This window comes from Hymenobacter sp. (assembly GCF_035709525.1).
Taxonomy (GTDB): domain Bacteria; phylum Bacteroidota; class Bacteroidia; order Cytophagales; family Hymenobacteraceae; genus Hymenobacter.
Window position 1 is genome coordinate 1 of record NZ_DASTEP010000086.1, and the last position, 20,066, is coordinate 20,066.

19 protein-coding genes are annotated in these 20,066 nt (G+C 62.0%); 12 read left to right on the forward strand and 7 right to left on the reverse strand.

Annotated features, from left to right (window positions below):
* Window positions 1–126 precede the first annotated feature (126 nt).
* A complete protein-coding gene (ccsA, locus tag VFO93_RS07465) occupies window positions 127–2,715 on the forward strand; it encodes a cytochrome c biogenesis protein CcsA (RefSeq protein WP_325133727.1) in 2,589 nt (862 codons plus the stop codon).
* Between the two features lie 240 nt (window positions 2,716–2,955).
* Here ccsA and VFO93_RS07470 read toward each other — a convergent pair whose 3' ends face one another.
* On the reverse strand, window positions 2,956–4,869 hold the full coding sequence (locus tag VFO93_RS07470) for a T9SS type A sorting domain-containing protein (RefSeq protein ID WP_325133728.1): 1,914 nt from the start codon (window positions 4,867–4,869) through the stop codon (window positions 2,956–2,958).
* A 237-nt stretch (window positions 4,870–5,106) separates the two neighbouring features.
* Here VFO93_RS07470 and VFO93_RS07475 point away from each other — a divergent pair, with 237 nt between their 5' ends.
* The 4 genes from VFO93_RS07475 (at window position 5,107) to VFO93_RS07490 (ending at window position 6,913) form a co-directional block, all read left to right on the forward strand.
* Complete coding sequence (locus VFO93_RS07475) at window positions 5,107–5,910, forward strand: DUF2520 domain-containing protein (protein WP_325133729.1); 804 nt, start codon at window positions 5,107–5,109, stop codon at window positions 5,908–5,910.
* A gap of 42 nt (window positions 5,911–5,952) precedes the next feature.
* The gene (locus VFO93_RS07480) at window positions 5,953–6,285 is read left to right on the forward strand and encodes a 2Fe-2S iron-sulfur cluster-binding protein (RefSeq protein WP_325133730.1); all 333 of its coding nucleotides are present in this window, start codon (window positions 5,953–5,955) and stop codon (window positions 6,283–6,285) included.
* A gap of 111 nt (window positions 6,286–6,396) precedes the next feature.
* Window positions 6,397–6,633 (forward strand): Fe-S cluster assembly protein IscX, encoded by a 237-nt coding sequence (gene iscX, locus VFO93_RS07485; RefSeq protein ID WP_325133731.1) that lies wholly within the window; start codon window positions 6,397–6,399, stop codon window positions 6,631–6,633.
* A gap of 85 nt (window positions 6,634–6,718) precedes the next feature.
* Complete coding sequence (locus VFO93_RS07490) at window positions 6,719–6,913, forward strand: cold shock domain-containing protein (RefSeq protein WP_325133732.1); 195 nt, start codon at window positions 6,719–6,721, stop codon at window positions 6,911–6,913.
* A 196-nt stretch (window positions 6,914–7,109) separates the two neighbouring features.
* Here VFO93_RS07490 and VFO93_RS07495 read toward each other — a convergent pair whose 3' ends face one another.
* Complete coding sequence (locus VFO93_RS07495) at window positions 7,110–7,430, reverse strand: 2Fe-2S iron-sulfur cluster-binding protein (protein WP_325133733.1); 321 nt, start codon at window positions 7,428–7,430, stop codon at window positions 7,110–7,112.
* Between the two features lie 97 nt (window positions 7,431–7,527).
* A complete protein-coding gene (locus tag VFO93_RS07500; RefSeq protein ID WP_325133745.1) occupies window positions 7,528–8,538 on the reverse strand; it encodes an NAD(P)/FAD-dependent oxidoreductase in 1,011 nt (336 codons plus the stop codon).
* Between the two features lie 223 nt (window positions 8,539–8,761).
* Between VFO93_RS07500 and VFO93_RS07505 the strand changes: the two genes are divergently transcribed.
* The 7 genes from VFO93_RS07505 (at window position 8,762) to VFO93_RS07535 (ending at window position 15,391) form a co-directional block, all read left to right on the forward strand.
* Window positions 8,762–9,694 carry a hypothetical protein gene (locus VFO93_RS07505; RefSeq protein ID WP_325133734.1) on the forward strand — a complete coding sequence of 311 codons (933 nt, stop codon included), beginning with the start codon at window positions 8,762–8,764 and terminating at the stop codon, window positions 9,692–9,694.
* An 87-nt stretch (window positions 9,695–9,781) separates the two neighbouring features.
* Window positions 9,782–10,312 (forward strand): redoxin family protein, encoded by a 531-nt coding sequence (locus tag VFO93_RS07510; protein ID WP_325133735.1) that lies wholly within the window; start codon window positions 9,782–9,784, stop codon window positions 10,310–10,312.
* Window positions 10,313–10,422: 110 nt separating this feature from the next.
* A complete protein-coding gene (locus tag VFO93_RS07515) occupies window positions 10,423–11,991 on the forward strand; it encodes a T9SS type A sorting domain-containing protein (RefSeq protein ID WP_325133736.1) in 1,569 nt (522 codons plus the stop codon).
* A gap of 93 nt (window positions 11,992–12,084) precedes the next feature.
* On the forward strand, window positions 12,085–13,149 hold the full coding sequence (locus VFO93_RS07520; RefSeq protein WP_325133737.1) for a glycosyltransferase family protein: 1,065 nt from the start codon (window positions 12,085–12,087) through the stop codon (window positions 13,147–13,149).
* An 80-nt stretch (window positions 13,150–13,229) separates the two neighbouring features.
* Window positions 13,230–14,501, forward strand: a complete 1,272-nt coding sequence (eno, locus tag VFO93_RS07525) for a phosphopyruvate hydratase (protein WP_325133738.1) — start codon at window positions 13,230–13,232, stop codon at window positions 14,499–14,501.
* Window positions 14,502–14,576: 75 nt separating this feature from the next.
* Complete coding sequence (locus VFO93_RS07530) at window positions 14,577–14,894, forward strand: FtsB family cell division protein (protein ID WP_325133739.1); 318 nt, start codon at window positions 14,577–14,579, stop codon at window positions 14,892–14,894.
* A 65-nt stretch (window positions 14,895–14,959) separates the two neighbouring features.
* On the forward strand, window positions 14,960–15,391 hold the full coding sequence (locus tag VFO93_RS07535) for a hypothetical protein (RefSeq protein ID WP_325133740.1): 432 nt from the start codon (window positions 14,960–14,962) through the stop codon (window positions 15,389–15,391).
* A 434-nt stretch (window positions 15,392–15,825) separates the two neighbouring features.
* Here the strand turns inward: VFO93_RS07535 and VFO93_RS07540 are convergent, their stop codons facing one another.
* The 4 genes from VFO93_RS07540 to VFO93_RS07555 form a co-directional block, all read right to left on the reverse strand.
* Window positions 15,826–16,179 (reverse strand): nucleotide pyrophosphohydrolase, encoded by a 354-nt coding sequence (locus VFO93_RS07540; protein ID WP_325133741.1) that lies wholly within the window; start codon window positions 16,177–16,179, stop codon window positions 15,826–15,828.
* Between the two features lie 67 nt (window positions 16,180–16,246).
* Window positions 16,247–16,699 carry a D-aminoacyl-tRNA deacylase gene (dtd, locus tag VFO93_RS07545; RefSeq protein WP_325133742.1) on the reverse strand — a complete coding sequence of 151 codons (453 nt, stop codon included), beginning with the start codon at window positions 16,697–16,699 and terminating at the stop codon, window positions 16,247–16,249.
* Window positions 16,700–16,817: 118 nt separating this feature from the next.
* Window positions 16,818–17,921, reverse strand: coding sequence for an endolytic transglycosylase MltG (gene mltG, locus VFO93_RS07550; RefSeq protein WP_325133743.1), 1,104 nt, complete (start codon window positions 17,919–17,921; stop codon window positions 16,818–16,820).
* A gap of 129 nt (window positions 17,922–18,050) precedes the next feature.
* Entirely contained in the window at window positions 18,051–20,000 is a 1,950-nt protein-coding gene (locus tag VFO93_RS07555) for a carboxypeptidase-like regulatory domain-containing protein (protein WP_325133744.1), read from the reverse strand.
* Window positions 20,001–20,066 lie beyond the last annotated feature (66 nt).

The following is a 20,066-nucleotide window of genomic DNA, read 5'->3' on the forward strand; positions in this document are numbered from 1 at the left end:
AGTTCGCGTTCGTTGGCGAGCAGCCGGATGGACGCGAACTACAAAGTTCGCGCTACTGGCTTCTAAACCCAACCGCACCCCCACCCCGCCGCAGGCGGTACCTTTGCAAGAAAAATTAGTTTGCCTGTGAATTTACTTATCGGAAATCTCGGTCAGGCCAGCGTTATTCTGGCTTTCGTGGCGGCGGCGGTGTCGGCCTACGGCTACTTTCAGGCGGCGCGGGGCCGGGCGCTCGGCGAGGCCGATGCCAGCTGGCTGCGCCTGGCGCGGGGCGCGTTTTTCGTGCACGGCGCGGCGGTGCTGGGCGTGGTGGTGTGCTTGTTCAACATCATCGCCGAGCACCGCTACGAGTACTACTACGCCTGGTCGCACTCGTCGAACCACCTGCCGGTGTACTACATCATTTCCTGCTTTTGGGAAGGCCAGGAGGGCAGTTTCCTGCTCTGGATATTCTGGCACGTGCTCATCGGGCTGGGCATTATGAAGTTCAACCGCACCTGGGAAGCGCCGGTGCTGGCCATTTTCGCCTCGGTGCAGGCCTTCTTGGTGAGCATGATTCTGGGCGTCGTGGTGGGCGGCACCAAGGTGGGCTCGTCGCCTTTCATCTTGCTGCGCGACTTTCTTACCGACCTGCCGGTGTGGAAAACCCAGCCCGACTTCGTGCCCAAAGACGGCACCGGCCTCAACGCCCTGCTCCAGAACTACTGGATGGTAATTCACCCGCCCACGCTGTTTCTGGGCTTTGCGCTCACGCTGGTGCCGTTCGCGTTCGCCATCGCCGGCCTCTGGAAAAAAGAGCTGACTACCTGGGTCAAGCCCGCCTTACCCTGGACCTCGCTGGGCGGCGCGGTGCTGGGCGTGGGCATTATGATGGGCGCGTACTGGGCCTACGAGACGCTAAACTTCGGCGGCTACTGGAACTGGGACCCCGTGGAAAACGCCGTATTCATTCCGTGGCTGGTGCTCATCGCGGCACTGCACGGCATGGTGCTGTGGCAAAAGCGCCGCATCGGGCTACGCACCTCGTTTGCGCTGGTGGTGGCCACGTTTGTGCTGGTGCTCTACGCTACCTTCCTCACCCGCAGCGGGGTGCTGGGCTCGGCCTCGGTGCACTCGTTTACCGACCTCGGCCTGTCGGGGCAATTGCTGATTTACCTCGGCTTCTTCACCGTGCTGGCCGTGGTGCTGCTGGTGCGCCACTGGAAGGAGATTCCGATTTCAGAAAAAGAGTTGAACGCCTACTCGCCCGAACTGTGGGTATTCGTGGGGGCCACGGTGCTGTGTTTGGCGGCGTTCCAGGTGGTTTTTACGACCAGTATTCCGGTTTATAAAGCCTTCCTGGGCTTCTTCGGCGTCAAGGCTAACCTGGCGCTGCCGGCCGACCAGGTTTCGTTTTACACCCGCATTCAGCTGTGGAGCGGCGTGCTCATTGCCCTGCTCTCGGGCATCGGGCAGGTGATGTGGTGGCAGCGCAACGACAAGGCTTCGGTCATCAATGCCTTCGCCCCTACCGTGATGCTGGCGCTGCTGGGCACGGCGCTGGGCGTGCTGCTGCTGCGCTACTTCGGGCATACCATCACGCTGCCCTACGCGGTGCTGCTGGCGGCGGGCCTGTTTGGCTTGCTGGCTAACTTCAGCACCTTGTTCGGGCTGTGGCGGCGCGGCGTCACGCTCTCGGGCGGGGCGGTGGCCCACGTGGGCATCGCCCTGATGCTGCTCGGTATGCTGGGCTCGGCGGGCTACTCCAACACCATCTCGCGCAACGTCACCGGCCAGCTCATCTCGCAGCAAATGAGCACCGAGGAAAACCGCGACAACGTGCTGCTGCTGCGCAACGAAACCGTGCCCATGCAGAAGTACGACGTGACCTACACCGGCCAGTACCTCGACGTGCCCACCGTGCCGGGCTACGTGAACACGCAGCTGCTGTACCGCACCGACGACGACTACCGGGCCATCGCGCGCGGCGACATCAAGCGCGGCGACAAGGTGTACTACAAAACCGGCGACACCCTGGAAATTCGCCCCGAGAACACCTACTACCGCGTCAACTACGAAGACCGCAAGACGGGCGAGAGCTTCGTGCTTTACCCCCGCGCCCAGGTCAATGAGGAGATGGGCGGCCTGCTGCCCTCGCCGGCGCTGCTGCACTTTGCCAGCCACGACATCTACTCGCACATCACCTCCGTGCCCGACCCGCGCAAAGAGCAGCCCTGGAGCCCCAGCGTGCCGCACGAGCTGAGCGTGGGCGATACGCTGTTCTTGAACGACTACTTCGCCGTGTTCCGGGCCATCGAGCAGGCGCACGAGGTGCCCGGCATCAAGCTGGAGCCCGGCGACATTGCCCTGCAAGCCGACATGATTATCAGCGGCGAGAAGGGCCGGCAGTACCACGCCCACCCCATTTTCCTGCTGCGCGACCGCCAGATTGGCCGCGTGCCCGATGAGGTAGAGGACCTGGGTTTGCGCCTCACCCTCGACCAGATAGACCCCGTGAAGGGCAAGTTCACGCTCGGCGTGAGCAGCACGGCCAAAGACTACATCGTGCTGCAAGCCACCGAGAAGCCCTTCATCAACCTGCTGTGGGGCGGCACCCTGCTCATGGGCCTGGGCCTCACGCTCAGCATCCGGCAGCGCCGCACTGCCAAGGCCAAGCCCGCCCCCGCGCCCGCCAAGGGCCGCGCCGGGGCCGCCCGCCCGCAGGCCGTGGCATAGGGTTATCGGCCTGAAAGCCCGGAAAGCCGGCTGGTTTCGCGCAGGGCGCGGGAGCCAGCCGGCTTTTGCGTGCTCATCCGTTTCATTCAAGGTACCACGCAGCATTGGCGACAAGCACCCTGCAACGGTCGGGAGGCCAGCCAGCACTGTTGACAGGCTATCGCCACCCGGCGCGACCGGCCCACGAAAAAAGGCCACCCCGCCGGGGTGGCCTTTTACAAAAGCGAAGTGCGGTGCCGCTTACTTCACTACCGACAGCTGACGCTGCATGTACTCCTCGCCGTTCTTCACCTTGAGGTGGTAGAGGCCGTTGGCGAGGTTGCTCAGGTCGAGGGTCGTGGTGAAATTGTCGCGGGCCGAGCCGGCGAATACGCGCTGGCCGAGGGTATTTACGATTTCCACTTCGAGACCTTTTTGGGCATTAGCCCCGGCGATGGCGAGGTTGAACACACCCGTAGCCGAGGGGTTGGGGTACACCGTCACGGCGCGCATCAGCTCGGGCGAGGTGGAGGTAGTGGTCGAGGTGATAGCCTCAATCATGAAGCGTCCAAAGCCTTGGGTCGATACATCGGTAGGAGCAGCCCCGCCAGCTAGCGGCGCAACAAAGAAAGCTCCCGTGCGAGTCGGCGTTTCGGTTTGAGTACCTACAGGGAAGTAGGCCGTAGCAAAAGCCGTTTGGGCCAGCCCTACATAAAAATCACCAACTGGCACCGATGGGGGCGTCGTGATGGCAAACGTTTTATAGGTATTTACGTCCGCCGTAGCTACTACGTAGTCGGGCGAGCGGCCCACAATAGCCCCGGCCGAAGACACTACTACCCCATAAACGGTGCGGCCTACGGCATTCGGGTCAGCAATGAAGACCGATACAGAATTCACCGTGCGAGCAGCGCTCAAGGTAAACTTAGACAGCAGAAGGCCAGCGTTTACGCCGAAGCCCACACCACCTGCGGTAGTAGTTTGGGTAGGGTCGATGTAAGAGATAGTAGTGGCACCGACCAGTTGCGATTGGGCTACCGAATTATTGGCGTTATCGCCATCAGCTGGTACACTTACCGTCACCGTATTGGTGCCAGCGGTTAGCGTAGCCGGGTAAGCAGCAAAAGTTACCGTGGTCGAAGCACCGGCAGCCAGCGAAGCTACTGTTTGCGTGTTGGTGAAGGTATTAGCCCCCGTTACGCTCAGCGTTACAGCTAGGTTGGTGAGGGCGGCGCTACCTGCGTTCGTGACCCGTGCACTCACTGCGTGCGGCAGGCTAGCAGGGCTGATAACTTTGCCCAGCGTGTAGATGGCATTGACCGCAGCGTCATTGGCCGCCAACTGCGTAAAGCGGAACGTACGCCCAGCGTCAAAACCTACTGTACGACGAAAGAAGACGCTTGTGCCATCACCCGATATAAAGGTAGCTCCGGACCATGGGGTAGCCGAAGACGGTTTATTTACGATGGTAGCCTGCCCAACTGCGCCGCCCGAGCCTTTGATGCCGATAGTAGCATAGCGACCTATCTCTGCGCCGGTAGCAGCTGCCGTCGGGGCGCTGTATACAAACTCTATCTGGTTGCTGGTTTCGTAGAGCTTTACCTGAAACGCCATATTGGCGTACTGCGCGGCATTGGTAGCGGCCTTATCGCGCACGTTTTTCCATTGAATAGTGCATACCCGGTTAGGCGCGGTACCCGTTGTGTTAACCCGATATTCAGCCGCCGAACTACCAGCCTCCAAGTCAAAGTTGAATGGCAGCAACAGGTTTACGTTAGCTGCATCCGTACTCGCTACGGGGTCAACGCCTACTGGGTTGGTTGAACCCGTTTCGTTTTGATAAAACATATTGGCTGCCGAGGGCGCGCTACCACCCAAGCGGATAAGCCCGTTTGTATTCAGTACGAACTGCGTAAACGAGGTACCGTTGTAAGAAAAAGTAAAACCGATAGATTGTGCGGCTGAGTTTGCATCGTCGGTGCTGCTCGTCGTAATGGCCGTACCGTTTGTGCCAAGGTCGGTGTAGGTGGTCGTTACGTTGGTAGCGCCCGCCACCACATAGTTCAGCGCCTGCGCGTGGGCGGCTACGGTAGCGCCGCCCGCCAGCAGGGCCGTGAGGCCCAGTTGGCGCAGCCGCTGCGTAAGCCCGGCCGTTTGCTTGTAATGTTTTTTCATGAAGGTAAAAAAAGAGAAATGGGGGTAAAATAGGTTACTCAGTAAAGCGGGTGCCATCGGCGGCAGCCTGCGCCACCCAGCTTAGCAAGCCCTAAGTTGCTACGCCTTTACGGAACTTTTACTGCCAGGTAACAGTCGCCGCCGCGCGCCAACCAGCAAATACCTGGCAACAATTACATTCAACCCTCTGATAGTTATACTCTTGCTTAACACAATATTTCCCTTGTCTCAGTAGTTATGCGCGTTGGTTTTTTCGGCGCGGGGCGCGTAGCAGCAGCGCTGGCACCCGCGGTAGCGGCTGCCGGGCACTCGGTGGCCTTCGTGGCCAGCCGCACGCGGCCAGGCGCGGCAGCCCTAGCCATGCAGCTACCACAGCCTTGCTCGTTTCTGGCATTGCCCCTTGCCCAGCCCCCGCCCCCGGCTGACCTCTACCTGCTGGCCGTGCCCGATGCGGCCGTGCCCGAAGTGCTGGCCAGCGTGGCCTGGCCGGTTGGGGCGCGGGTGGCCCACGTGGCCGGCGCGCTGCCGCTGGCCGTGTTCGGGGCCGCGCCGCTGGTGCGCGGTGGCGTGCTCTATCCGCTCCAGACCTTCAGCCCCGGCCGGGCTATAGCCTGGCCCACGGTGCCGCTGTTTGTAGAAGCCGCCGACGCGGCCACCGAGGCCGCGCTGCTGGCGCTGGCCCGCAGCCTCAGCCAGCGGGTGCAGCTGCTCGACTCGGCCCAGCGGCTGCGGCTACATCTGGGAGCCGTTTTTGCCAGCAACTTTACCAACCACGCGCTCGGCATCGCGCACGCGCTGCTGGCCGAGGCCGGGCTCGATTTTGGGCTGCTGGCCCCGCTGGTGCGCGAAACCATGGACAAAGCTCTGGCCGCGCCCACCGGCCCGTTTGCGGTGCAAACCGGGCCCGCCGCCCGGCACGATGCCCCTACCCTGGCCGCCCACGCGGCGGCGCTGGCCAACCATCCGGCCTGGCAAACGCTTTATACGCAGCTCAGCCAAAGCATTCAGGCGGCGGCGGCGCACCCGCCCGGCCCTGCCTAACTTTGTACTTTAAAACTGGCTCGCGCAGAGCCCTCCCTTATTTTGCAAGCTTCCACCATTCTCTTTCAATTTCAGGACGGCCAGCCTGCCCAGACGCACGTGGCCGCCAGCGGCGAGTCGGTGCTCGACGTGGCCCTCAACAATGGCATTCAGCTCCAGCACAACTGCGGTGGCGTGTGCGGGTGCAGCACCTGCCACATCTACGTGGACAAAGGCATGGACGACCTGCCCGAGATTTCCGACAAGGAAGAAGACTTCATCGACCGCGCCATCAGCCCGCGCATCAACTCGCGCCTGGCCTGCCAGTGCGTGCTACCCAATGCGGCGCTGGAAGTAGTCGTCACCATCCCGCCCCAGAATTTTCTGGGCCACTAATTTAAGAGTTATGAGTTTTAAGTTCTGAGTGTTGAGTTGCTGTTTCAGCTTCTCTTTTTCTCATTACGGCCAACTCAAAACTCAGAACCTAAAACTCATAACTCAACCGCCGTGAACCATTACGAGCCGCCCATCGAGTGGGCCGACCACGAAGACATTGCCATCGCGCTCTACGAGAAGTTTGGCGACGACTTCACCGAGGCCAAAATCTACCGCATCCGCTTTACCGAGCTGCTGGACTGGATACTGACGCTGCCCAACTTCGCGGGCACCCGCGAGCAGTCGACCGAAGGCCACCTCGAGCAGATTCAGGCTAAGTGGGTGTACGAGTGGCGCGACCACCAGTAGCCCACTGGCCCAACCTCCCCGGCGCGGGGCCGTATGACTTGGCCCAGCCCGCAGTAGCCGGCTATTCGCTTTTTTAAAACAGGTTATGAAGACCGGAACCGTAAAATTTTTTAATGAAACCAAAGGCTTTGGTTTCATCACCGACGATGCCACCCGCGAAGAGTTTTTCGTGCATGTCACGGCCCTAAACGGCGCGCAGATTCAGCAAAACGACAAGGTAGAGTTTGAAACCCAGGACGGCCGCAAGGGCGTGAACGCCGTGAACGTGCGCCGTATTTGAGGTTTGGCTTTCGTTTAAAAAGAATCCGGCCCTATTCCACGAGCGGAATAGGGCCGGATTCTTTTTTGGCGCTGTCAGTTGGTACTGTCATGCAGAGCGCAGCGACGTATCTCGCGTGGTGTAGTAACTAATGACGCTTTGATCACTGCGCCACGCGAGATGCTTCGCTGCGCTCTGCATGACAAACGTTTAACTACTACTCCACCTCGGCCAGGCGCACTACCAGCCCATCGACGCGGGGCGTGAGGCGAATCTGGCAGCTGAGGCGGCTGGTTTCGTGCAGCACGGGCAGCGTGTCGAGCATGGCCCACTCGTCGTCGCTGGGCTCGGGCAGGGCGGGGCCGGCCAGTATCTCCACGTGGCAGGTGGCGCACAGTGCCATGCCCCCGCAGGTAGCCTGAATGGGATACTCGTTGGCCTTGAGCAGCTCCATAAGGCTCAGGCCCATGTCGGTGGGCGCTTCCAGCTCACGCCGCTGGCCAGGCGCTTCTTCTACGTAAATGCGAACGTCGCTCATAATCGAGTTATGAGTTTTGAGTTTTGAGTTCTGAGTTTTGAGCAAAGCCGTAAAACCCAGCCAACTCAAAACTCAAAACTCAGCACTCAAAACTCCCTTAAAGGGACGGTGCCCCGTTTACGGTGGTGTACTTGAGAGTGTACTTTTTGTCGGGGTAAATGTACTTGAACGCGCCCTGGCACATGAGCGCCGCCTCGTGGAAGCCGCACAGGATGAGCTTGAGCTTGCCGGGATACGTGTTGATGTCGCCGATGGCGTACACGCCGGGTAGCGAGGTGCTGTAGTCCAAGGTGTTCACTACCACGGCGTCGTTGTCGAGGGCCAGGCCCCACTCGCCGATGGGGCCGAGCTTGGGCGTGAGGCCGAAGAGCGGCACGAAGGCATCGACGGGCACGGTTTCGGCCTGGCCATTATTGCCCGTGATGGTGACTTGCTGAAGCATCTCGTCGTCGCCGTGCAGGTGCGTCACGTTGGAGCTGAGCACCAGCTTAATGCGGCCGGCTTCGTGCAATTTCTGCACCTTCTCGGCCGAGTCGGCGGCCCCGCGGAAGGTAGTGCCGCGGTGCACGAGCGTTACATCCGAGGCCACGTTGGCGAGGAAGTTGGTCCAGTCGAGGGCCGAGTCGCCGCCGCCCGCAATCACGATTTTCTTGTCGCGGAAGTGCTCGGGGTCGCGCACCATGTAGTGCACGCCTTTGCCGCCCTCAAAGCGCTCCAGGTTTTCCACGGCCGGCTTGCGCGGCTCAAACGAGCCCAGGCCGCCCGCGATGGCCACCGCCTTGCACTGAATCTCGGTGCCGTCGGTGGTGTAAAGCTGAAACGAGCCGTCCTCCAGCTTGGCGAAGCGCTCGACGCGCTCGCCCAGGGTGAAGGTGGGGTGGAAGGGCTCGATTTGCTTCATCAGGTTGTCGACCAGGTCGCCGGCCAGCACCTCGGGAAAGCCCGGAATGTCGTAAATCGGCTTCTTGGGGTAGATTTCAGTGAGCTGGCCGCCGGGCTGCGGCAAGGCATCTACCACGTGGCAGCGCAGCTTCAGTAGGCCAGCTTCAAACACGGCAAACAAGCCCACGGGGCCGGCGCCGATGATGCAGATATCCGTCGAAACAATCTCGGGCATTACGGGAAATTTAAGTATTTAGAATGAGTACAAAGATACGGCCGGGGGCCCGGAATGCGGTGGGCAATACAGGTTTTTGGGGTGCATCTGGCGGCATTGGCCCGGTTTTAGTTTTGGCGCGAAGTGTAGCGTAAGCTTTAGCTTGCGACTGCGTTTGGGTAGGCTCGCCGCCCGTTCGCAAGCTAAAGCTTACGCTACATAACCCTTCTCATCTATGTCCACGCCTTCTACCGCCGCGCGTCTCGCCTCCCTCGCTTTCCTTGCCGCCACGGCCGCCTGCACGGCCCCGCGCAACATCACAACTTCGGGCAAAGTGACGCCCCAGGGCGAGTTTCGGATAGCTTATAACCAAAGCTTCAACGTGGCCACCGCGCCGCTCGCCAAGGCCGGCTCGGCCGTGAAAAGCGCCGCCAGCCAGCTTGGCACCCAGGCCGCCGAAGGCCAGAAGGTGAATTACTCCGACGCCGTGAGCCAGGTGCAAACTGCCGCGCTGGCCTACCTCGTCGACCCGGTGCAGCCAGCCTCCGATTTCAGCATTCGGTACGGCATCGTGCCGCGCCTCGATGCGGGCTATAAGTATGCCTTCGGCTCGCACGTCTTCGATGCGGCTTACCAGTTGCTCGGCCCCACCGGCTCGGTCGAAAACCCCGAGCGTGGCGCTACGGGCGGCACCACCTACGCCAGCATCGGGCTGCAATACGCCATTCAGCGCGCGGGTCTGCCTAAAATCGCCTTCCTCGGCGACCTCAACAACCTGCTGGGCCTCTCGGCTACTCGCCAGGACCTGGTTATTCCACTCACCATCAGCCAGTCGCTGGGCGCGGAGGAAAGCATCGGAGCCATCAGCTACGGCGCGGTCTACGCCCATTCGTGGGTGAGCTACGGCTTCCGACCCAACAACCTCTACAACCGCGCCGGCACGGCCGTGCTGCCCGAGCTGCCCAGCCAACGCAACAGCTTCTCGTCCTACGGCCTGTTTTTGAACGCCAAAATCGGCTACAAATACGTGTATTTCGTGCCCGCTCTCAGCTTCTATTACCAGAACTACGGCACCTACACGCTGGTCGATGGCAGCACCACTTCGTTCAGCGGGGCCACGTTTATTCCGTCGCTGGGCGTGCAGTTCCGCATCCCGAGCTTTAAGTAAGCGGCGAGGCGGCGGGGCCGGAACTTCGGGCCGGGCCGCCGTGTATGGGCTGTCATTGCCCTACTTATGGTAGCTTGGTGCCCGCCGATGAAGCATTTCTTACTGTTGCTACTAACTACGCTGCTGGTTGGGCGCGGGCAGGTGGGCCAGGCTGGCCCGCCGCCCGCACCCGGCCGGCAGCTGCCGTTTACGGTGTACGTGTTTCTGGCCGAAAGCTGCCCCATCAGCCAGCAGGCCACGCTGCCCTTGCGCGAGTTGCACGCCAAGTACGCGACGCGGGGCGTGCGCTTCGTGGGCGTGTTTCCGGGCGGCACGGCCACGGTGGCATCGGTGGCCGAGTTTAAGGGCAAGTATGCGGTGCCGTTTGCCTTGCAGCTCGACCTAGGGCAAAAGCTAACGCGCCGCTTTAAGGCCACTACTACACCCGAGGCGCTGGTAGTAGCGGCCGATGGGCGGATTTTATACCAGGGCCGGCTCGATGATAGGTACGCCGCATTGGGCGAGCGCCGCACCGTGAGCCAGCACCACGAACTGGCCGAGGCGCTGGCCGACCTGGCGGCCGGCCGGCCGGTGGCCGTGCCGCGCACCGAGCCGGTGGGCTGCTTTATTGAGAAGTAACGCTGAGCTCCTGCTCGGCGAATCGTTGTTAAGCTTCGTCCGGGTGCTCGCTTACGCTTCACCAAGCAGGAGCTTGGTGTTACATTCGCTTAAAATCTGATAGTTACGCTATGCAAAAATACTTTCTACTCTTTGTAGCCCTGGTGGCGCTGGCACTGCCCGGCCGCGCCCAGACTACGCCCAATTTCAGCGAGCACATTGCGCCGCTCATCTACAACCACTGCGCGCGCTGCCACCGGCCGGGCGAGGTAGCGCCGTTTTCGCTGCTGAGCTACCAGGATGTGGCGAGCCGGGGCCTCACCATCAAGGCCGTGACGGGCTCGGGCTACATGCCGCCCTGGAAGCCCGACCCCAACTACCGCCACTACCTCGACGAGAACGTGCTGAGCACCGCCGAGGTGGCGCTTATCAAGAACTGGGTTGATGGCGGGATGCCGCAGGGCAACCCCGCGCTGGCCCCACCCGTGCCCACCTTCCCGAGCGGCTCGCAGCTTGGCACGCCTGACCTGGTAGTGCCGATGGCCCAGAAATTCACCATCCCCGGCAACAACCAGGATTTGTACCGCGTCTTCGTGCTACCCGTGACGTTGGCCGCCGATAAAGACGTGGCGGCCATTGAGTTCCGGCCCGGCAACAAAAGCCTGGTACATCATTCCATCATTGGCCTCGACACCACCAACCAGGGCGCGGTGCTCGACGCGGCGGCCCCCGGCTACGGCTACACCAGCTTCGGCGGCTTCGGGTTTATGACCGTGGAGGACAACTTCGCGGGCTGGGTGCCGGGGGCACAGGCGCGCTTCTACCCCACCGGCCTGGGCAAAAAGCTCTACAAAAAAGCCCGCCTGCTGGTGCAGGTGCACTACGGCCCCACCAGCGTGGCCCAGACCGATTCGTCGGTGCTCAACATCTTCTACAGCCGCCAGCCGGTGGCGCGCTACGTGCAGACGCTGCCCGCCATCCAACCCTGGAGCGGCCTCACCAACGGCCCGTTCGTGATTCCGGCCAACCAGGTCAAGACCTTTCATTTTAGCTTAGTAGTGCCGCAGAATGTGAGCGCGCTCTCGGTGCTACCGCACTCGCACCTGCTGGCCAAGAAGTGGAAAATCTGGGCCGTGAAGCCCAACGGCGACACTATTAAGCTGGCCAAAATCGACTCGTGGAATTTTCGCTGGCAGGGCAACTACCGCTTCCTGAACATGCAGAAAATACCGGCCGGCGCCCGCCTCGAAGCCGACGTCACCTACGACAACACCGCCAACAACCCGCGCCAGCCCAACTCGCCGCCCCAAACCGTGCAGTGGGGCGAAAACACCACCGACGAAATGCTGCTCGGCTACTTCGACGTGGTGCCCTACCTGCCCGGCGATGAGAGCGTGGCACTCGCCACCCGCGCCGTGGTGCCCGTCGGCGCGGCGGCCGATGACGACTTTCTCCTCCACCCCAACCCCGCCGAGCTAGGCGCGGCCACCGCCAGCTTCACCCTCCTCAAAGCCGGCCCCGTGAGCCTGCGCCTACTCGACCAGAACGGCCGCCTGGTGCGCCAGGTGCTAACCGCCGAGTACCAGCCCGCCGGCCCGCGCCAGGTGCCGCTACCGTTGCAAGAGCTGGCAGCAGGAGTGTACTTGGTGCAGCTAGAGGCCGGGGGGCGCGTGCGCGTGGGCAAGCTGCTGGTGCAGTAGAAGCTGAACTGGTAAGTGGGAAGGCAGAGCGCTTTCCCGTGCGTTATTGCGCGGCGAAAACGCACTACCTCCCCACTTACCAGTTCACCACCCATGACCATCTTATACGGCGTGCCCGGCGAGGGCCTGGGCCACGCTACGCGTAGCAAAGTCATTATTGCCTGGCTTTTGGCCGAAGGGCACGACGTGCGGGTGGTCAGCAGCTCGCGGGCCTTCGCGCTGCTCGACAAGACGTTTCCCGGCCGGGTGCTCGAAATCAAGGGCTTCCACTTGGCTTACAAAGAGCTCACGGTGTCGAAGTCCCGCACCATCGGCCTCACCCTGCGCACCGCGCCCGAGGCCCTGCAAGTCAACTTCCGGCAGTACCGGCAGTTGCTGCACGGCTTTCAGGCCGAGGTTGTAATTTCTGATTTTGAGTCGTTTAGCTACTTCTACGCCAAGCTGCTGCGGGTACCGGTCATCAGCATCGACAACATGCAGATTATCAACCGCGCCCACCTCGACGTGAGCGTGCCCGCCGCCGAGCGCGAGCATTACGACCTGGCTCGCTACATCGTGCGGGCCAAGCTACCCCGCGCCCGGCATTACCTTATTACTACGTTTTTTGAGCTGCCGCTGCGCCTGCGCTACGCCGATAATACGACGCTGGTGCCCAGCATCATCCGGCCCGAGATTCAGGCCGCGCAGCCCAGCAAAGGCGACTACGTACTGGTCTACCAATCAGCCACTACGCAGGGCGATTTGACGGCCATTTTGCGCCAGATTCCCGACCAGCAATTTCGGGTCTACGGCTTCAACAAAGATGAAGCGCACGGCAACGTGCTGCTGCGGCCCTTCTCCGAAGCTGGCTTTATCGCGGAGCTAGCCGGGGCGCGGGCGGTGCTCACGAATGGCGGTTTTTCGTTGATTTCGGAGGCGGTGTATTTGCACAAGCCGGTGTGCGCGGTGCCCATTCCGGCGCAGTTTGAGCAGTGGCTGAATGCGGCCGAGATTGAGAAGCGCGGCTACGGGCGGCATTTTACAGCCATTACGGCGGGCAATGTGCGGGCATTCTTGGAGGAGCTGCCGCGCTTTGAGGCGGCGCTGAGTGCCTATCGACAAGACGGTAACGAGGTATTGTTTGGGCGGTTGCGCGAGGTGCTGGCCGATGTAGGGTAAGCTTTAGCTTGCCTTTGCAACGGGTGGCAAGCTAAAGCTTACCCTACATTTGCACTTGTCACCCTCCTTAAAAATCCACAATGAGCTACATCGCAGCCATTCATGCCCGCCAGATTTTCGATTCGCGCGGCAATCCGACCGTTGAAGTTGACGTAACCACCGACTCGGGCACCGTAGGCCGCGCCGCCGTGCCGAGCGGCGCCAGCACCGGCGTGCACGAAGCCGTAGAGCTGCGCGACGGCGACAAGAGCATGTACCAAGGCAAGGGCGTGCTGAAAGCCGTTGAGAACGTAAACACCAAAATCGCCGAAGAGCTGGTAGGCTTCTCGGTGTACGAGCAGGGCCTGATTGATAAAATCATGCGCGAGCTCGACGGCACCCCCAACAAGGGTAACCTCGGCGCCAATGCCATTCTGGGCGTGAGCCTGGCCGCCGCCCGCGCCGCCGCGCAGGAGCTGGGCCAGCCGCTGTACCGCTACGTAGGCGGCGTGGGGGCCAACACGCTGCCCGTGCCGATGATGAACATCCTGAACGGCGGCTCGCACGCCGACAACAAGATTGACTTCCAGGAATTCATGGTAATGCCGGTGGGTGCTTCTTCGTTCTCGGAGGCACTGCGCTGGGGCACCGACATCTTCCACACCCTCAAATCGGTGCTGAAGAAGAAAGGCTACAGCACCAACGTCGGCGACGAAGGTGGCTTTGCCCCTGACATTCAGAGCAATGAAGAGGCTATCCAAATCGTGCTGCAAGCCATCGAGCAGGCCGGCTACCAGCCCGGCGAGCAGGTGATGATTGCGCTCGACCCCGCCGCTTCGGAGTTCTTCCAGGATGGCCACTACCACTTCAAGAAGAGCACCGGCGACAAGCTGACGCCCGAGCAAATGGTGAGCTACTGGGTTGATTGGACCAAGAAATACCCCATTATCAGCATCGAAGACGGCCTGGCCGAAGACGACTGGGCGGGCTGGAAAAGCATCACCGACCAAGTGGGCAAGAAAATCCAACTCGTGGGCGACGACTTGTTCGTGACCAACGTGGAGCGCCTGCAACGCGGTATCGATGAGCACATTGCCAACGCCATTCTCATCAAGGTAAACCAGATTGGCTCGCTCACCGAGACGATTGATGCCGTGACCCTGGGCCGCCGCAACGGCTACAAGTCCATCATGAGCCACCGCTCGGGCGAAACCGAAGACTCAACCATCGCCGACCTGGCCGTAGCTTTGAGCACCGGCCAGATTAAGACCGGCTCGGCCTCGCGCTCCGACCGCATGGCCAAGTACAACCAGCTGCTCCGCATTGAGGAAGAGCTGGGCGAAATGGCTTACTTCCCCGGCAAGAAAATGTAAAAATGTAGGGTAAGCTTTAGCTTGCCATTCGTTGATTTTGCTTTCAAAAGGCAAGCTAAAGCTTACCCTACACGTATGCGTCCTCCGGCTTTTCTCTTCCCGATTTTGCGCGTGCTGCGCAATTTCTACTTCCTCACCGGCACGGCCTTCGTGGTCTGGATGGTGCTCTTCGACGGCAACGACGTGAGCAAGCAGTACGACATGTACCGCAAGTGGCACGAGCTGAAGTCGGAAAAAGAGTACTATCAGTCGAGCATCGAGGCCGTGAAGCACGACCGCGCCGAGCTCCTGAGCTCGCCGGCTTTGCTGGAGAAATTTGCCCGCGAAAAGTACCTCATGAAGCGGCCCGGTGAGGATGTATTCGTGCTGGTGCCCAAGGAAGAAGACAAGTAGGCGCACCTATTGCCCACGGCGGGGCGGCTCGGCACTGGCCGGGCCGCCCCGTTGTATTTTTGGCCGTGGCCAATTTTTCTTTCAATCGCGGCGGGCTGCTGCTGGCCGCCACAGTCGGCCTAGCAGCGGGCTTTGGCGGGCAAGTGCCGGCCGCCCCCACGCAGGCGCAGGTAGCCTACCGCTTCCTCACCGAAGTGCTGCGCGCCGACTATCCGGCCGCCTACCGCCGCCTGGCCCCCGAGGTGCGCGCCGGGCTGCCGCCGGCCGCCTTTGCCACCGCCGCCCGGCCGCTGCGGCAGGTGGGCCGGCAGCGCGGCCAGCGCATCGAGCTTTACACCTTTGGCACGCACTTGAGCGAGCGCGGCGCGGGCGAGCCGTGGTTTTACCGTTTTTCTTTGGTCAAAGACTCCTTGCAAAAACCGCCGCCCGTGCTGCTCGAAGTTACGTTCCGCGACACCACGACGCGGCAGGTACTGGGCTTTCGGGTGCGGCCGTAGCTAGGCGCTTTGCGGTATATTCTTTTTCAACCGGCCAACCGCTTTTCTATTTCGGCCAGAGTGCAAGCAACTTGAAAAGAAGCTGGCACGTTATATTTGCACTAGCTAAGCACAAAACAAGGGCCGCACCTTGCGGCACGGCCCTTGCACCCTAGTGTGGCAGGTGCGCGGCGGCGGTAGCTGCCGCCCCACCCGCCAAGATTAGCCAGAAAAGCCGTCTAGCGAGCTTATCTGACATCCGGCATTTGAACACCACTTCAAATGCCGGTCTCACGGTTGCCTTTTTCATTCGTGTTAGAAGTAAAAAGGGTGAAACAAACCCCTTACTTCTCGAAGCCCGACCGCACCACCGGCCGGGCTTCTCTTTTTACAGAGTGAGCCGCCTGGGCGGGGACAGACCAAACGTGAGTGCAACAAAGATACTTAAACCCTTCTTAGCTACCTTGCTCAGGCGCGTCGCCGCTGGCTAGCTTGGGGTTGTCGCGGTGGCGGGTAGCGTCGCGCTGGGTTTTCTTGGCGAGGTTGCGGGCCAGGGCGTCGGTGAGGTTCACGCCGGTTTGGTTGGCCAGGCAGATTACTACGAATAGTACGTCGGCCAGCTCGTCGCCCAGTTCGCGGCCTTTGTCCGATTCTTTAAATGACTGTTCGCCGTACTGCCGGGCAATGAGGCGGGCCACCTCCCCTACCTCCTCGGTGAGGATGGCCATGTTGGTGAGTTCGCTGAAATAGCGCACGCCGGTGGTCGTAATCCACTCGTCTACGGTGGTTTGGGCTTGGTCGAGGGTCATTGTTTTATAAGCCGTTAGCCTTTGGCTTTTAGCCGCCTGCTTTTTCTGAATAAGTAGTAGGCCCGCTCTAAGCGGCAGTTGGCGAGTCGAGCACTATCGTCACCGGCCCGTCGTTGAGCAGGCGCACCTGCATATCGGCCCCGAAGATGCCGGTGGGCACCGGCCGGCCCAATTCCTGCGCCACCAGCGCCACGAAGCGCTGGTAGAGCGGCTCGGCCACGGCGGGCGGGGCCGCGCCCGTATAGCTGGGGCGGTTGCCCTTGCGGGCATCGGCCAGCAGCGTAAACTGGCTCACGGCCAATATTTCGCCGCCCACGTCGCGCACGCTTAGGTTCATCTGCCCGTTTTCATCGCTGAAAATACGCAGGCCTACCAGCTTGCGCGCCAGCCAGCCGAGAGCCGCCTTATCATCGGTAGGCGCGCAGCCTACCAGCACGAGCAGGCCGGGGCCAATCTGGCCGGTAATAGTGCCTTCGACGGTAACGGACGCTTCGCGGACGCGCTGAATAACGAGACGCATGGGGGTGGATTGGTGAATGGCTGGCCGGTTGAATTGTTGAATGGCTGGACTGCTGGATGGTTGAATTGCTTTAGGCTGGATGCAGTTTGCACAATTCAACCGTCCAGCCATCCAGCCATTACTTTTTGATTTTCAGGCTGTCCAGGTGCTGCCAGTAGCGGCGGGCGTTGAGCTTGTGGTCGGCGAAGGTTTCGGCGAAGTCGGAAAAGCCGCTGCCATCGGGGCGGGCGCAGAAAAACAGGTACTTGTGCTGGGCGGGGTGCAGCACGGCATCGAGCGCCTGCGGGTAGGGCGTGGTGATGGGGCCGGGCGGCAAGCCCTTGTGCGTGTAGGTGTTGTAGGGCGAATCCACTTTCTTATCCACGTTGAGCACGCGCTTACGGGTGCCCAGGCCATGCAGAGGCCACAGCAGCGTGGGGTCGGCTTGCAGGGGCTGGCCCCGGCGCAGGCGGTTGAGGTACACGCCCGCGATAACAGGCTTGTCGGTAGCCTGGGCGGTTTCGCGCTGCACGATGCTGGCCAGCACGGTCACCTGGACGGGGCTCATTTTCAAGGAATCAGCCTGGCGCAGGCGGGCAGCGCTCCAGAAGCGGCGGTGCCGGGCGGCCACCGAGTCGAGAAACGCCTCGGCCGGCGTGGGCCAGAACAGCCGCAGCGTGCCCGGAATGAACAGCGTCCGCACCGTGGCTGTGTCAAGGCCGAAGTGCGTGGCCAAATAGGCGCTGTCGGCCAGCAGCTGGTGCAGCCGTGCGGTGTCGGTGTAGAGCTGGCGGCCGGCCTGGCGCGGCAGCTGCGGCAGGTAGTGAAAGGGCTTGAGGGTGAAGTCTATCGTATCCTGCCGGCCGCTTTCGAGCAGGCGCAGCAAGTCGAGGTTGCCCAGGCCAGGGCGCAGCGTGTAGCGGCCGGGGTGCAAGGCGTTTTGCTTCCGGCCCAGTCCGCGCAAACTCGCCATCACGATAAACTCGGCCGGCCGCTCCAGCATGCCCGGCTGGCGCAGGCTGCGAAACACACCGCTCAGCTTTTCGCCCGGCCGGATGTAGAGATAAGCCGGGCCCTCGGGGTGGGCCGGCACGTTGCTTTGGTACAAATACTTACTCACTACGCCCACGCCCAGCCCCGCCAGCGCCAGCAGCGACCACAGCGCTACCTGCCCCCAAAAGCGCCACCCCGAGGTAGACTTACCGGGTACGACGGGCGCGGAATTGGGCTGAGGCTCGGTCATGGTACGGCCAAATTTAGCAGGTGCCGGAGGGTTTCCTGCGGGTTGGCTTGCGTCGTTTGGGGCTAATGCCTTGAAAAAACAGGGCGCGCATCAGCTTAACGCGGCAAGCTAAAGCTTACCGCACGTGCCCTACCGCCCTAGCCGGTGCAGCAGGCCCACGCCCAGCAGCAGGCGGCCCAGCTGCCACGGTGCCGCCGTGGCGGGCTGGCCGGCCGCCGTCAGCTGCACCTCGCTGGCTGGCAGATTCAAAGCGCTTTCGCTGTCAATATGAAAGAAGCCGCCCCGCTCCGACACCACTAGCTGCGTGCGAGTACGCAGTGGCCAGAGGTAGCCCAGGTCGGCCACGGCCTGCCAGGTATGGCTCAGCTCGATGCCCAAGCCCAGGCGCGGCTGCACGCCTTCGGTTACGCTTTGCAAGGCTAGGTTCAGGCGGTCGGTGGCGAGGCGGGTGCCGGCCAGGCGCAGGTTGTCGTCGGGGTTGTCGAAGGTGCCGAGGTCGCGGCCAAGGCTTTGGCGGAGGTAGGCCATGCCCAGCCGCGCCACGATGGGCCGGTGCCGGGGGTTGAGGTTGTGCTCCCAACTCAGCCCTGCTTCCCAGCCGCTGCCTTGCAAGCCCCCAAAATCCGAGCGCGTGAGGCCATACACCGAGAAGCTGCGCGGCAAATCGAGCTGCACGCCCAGCGCGTAGCTGCCTGCCACGGCCTGCGAGCGAGCCTCGGCTGTGGCACTAGCCCGAAAGGCCGAGCTCGCCGGAGCCACTACCGCGCCCAGCGCCGGCAGCGCGCCCTGCACCGGCAGCAGCCCCAGGCCGTAGGTGTAGCGCACGCGTACCCAGGGCTGACGCACTGGCTTACTGTCTCTTAAAACAGTATCGGCGGGTGAAGCGTTGGCGCGCAGCAGGCGCTCAGCCTGGCGCTGGCGCTCTTGGTCGAGCAGCTGGGTAGGCGGCAGCAGCGTGGTGTAGTTTTTCCAGAAAGCGGAGTCGTAGGGCGCGGCAGCTTGCAGGAAAATATCGTTGTACTGCGCCCGCTCGGCGTAGGCGATGGGCGCGGCCTGGGCAGTGTCAATGGCGGTAGTCAGAAACTCGGCCAGGTGCCGCCGCACCTGCCCGCCCACGGGCCGGCCCAGGGTGTTATACCACACGCTCTTGAGGTGCCAGCGTCCGGCATAGCGCTGATAATCGACCCGATACGCCCGCTCGCTGGCCTCAAACAGCAGCACGCCCTCGCGCCGAATGCCGCTGGGCGTGCGGTGCCAGTTGGCCCCCAAAAAGGCATAGCTCTGCTCATCAATATAAAGCTCACCGGCAAAATTGGCCCGGCCGGTGCCAGTCTTGGGGCCAAACGCGATGACGTACACCGGCCGCCCCTGAAAGGTAGTCTGGGGCGTGAGGCGGTACTGATAGTCTTTGAAGTGCTTTTCCTGAATGAACTCGGCCCGGCGATGCACGAAGTCGAAGCGGTGCGGAATGAACGAGCCGGCAATCCAGTTTATCGGCACCAGGCCGGAGCTGTCGGGGCGGGCGGGGCGCAGGTCCACCTTGCGCAGCTGCCCGATTTTCACCTGTCCGTCGTCGCGCGCGTGCTGGTAGCCAGATTTTTGCACGTCCAGCAGCGCCTCACCCAGGTAGTAGTAGCGGTGGCTGGTCGCGTTGTCGTCCGACTCGCGGAAGAAGCCCGTCAGGCGCGTCGGTCGCGCGGGGTAGTTGCGCGGAATACGCGCCAAGGCCTCCCGCAAAATGCCCAGCACCGACGACGACACGGCCACCGTGCCCAGGCTGGCCGGGCTGCTTTGCAGCTCGATGCGCAGCTCGGGGCCGGGCAGCGGCGGCAGCAGCCGCACATAGCGGCGGTAGCCCAGCAGCGCCACTTCGAGCTCGGTAGTAGCGTAGGAGGCCGGCACGCGCAGGGCGAAGCGGCCTTCCTGGTTGGTACTGGTGCCCAGCTTATTGCCCGCGATGCCGACTTGCGCGTTGGGCACCGGCTGGTGCGTGTCGGCGTCGAGCACGAGGCCGCGCAATACCTGCGCTTCTTGGGCAAAGGCAGGTAGGCACAACAGCCACAGTAGCAACGTCTTCATCACGCAAGGTTTCGCCAGGTAAAAAGAGGTCTCGCAAGGTAAGCAACTGCTACACCTTGCGAGACC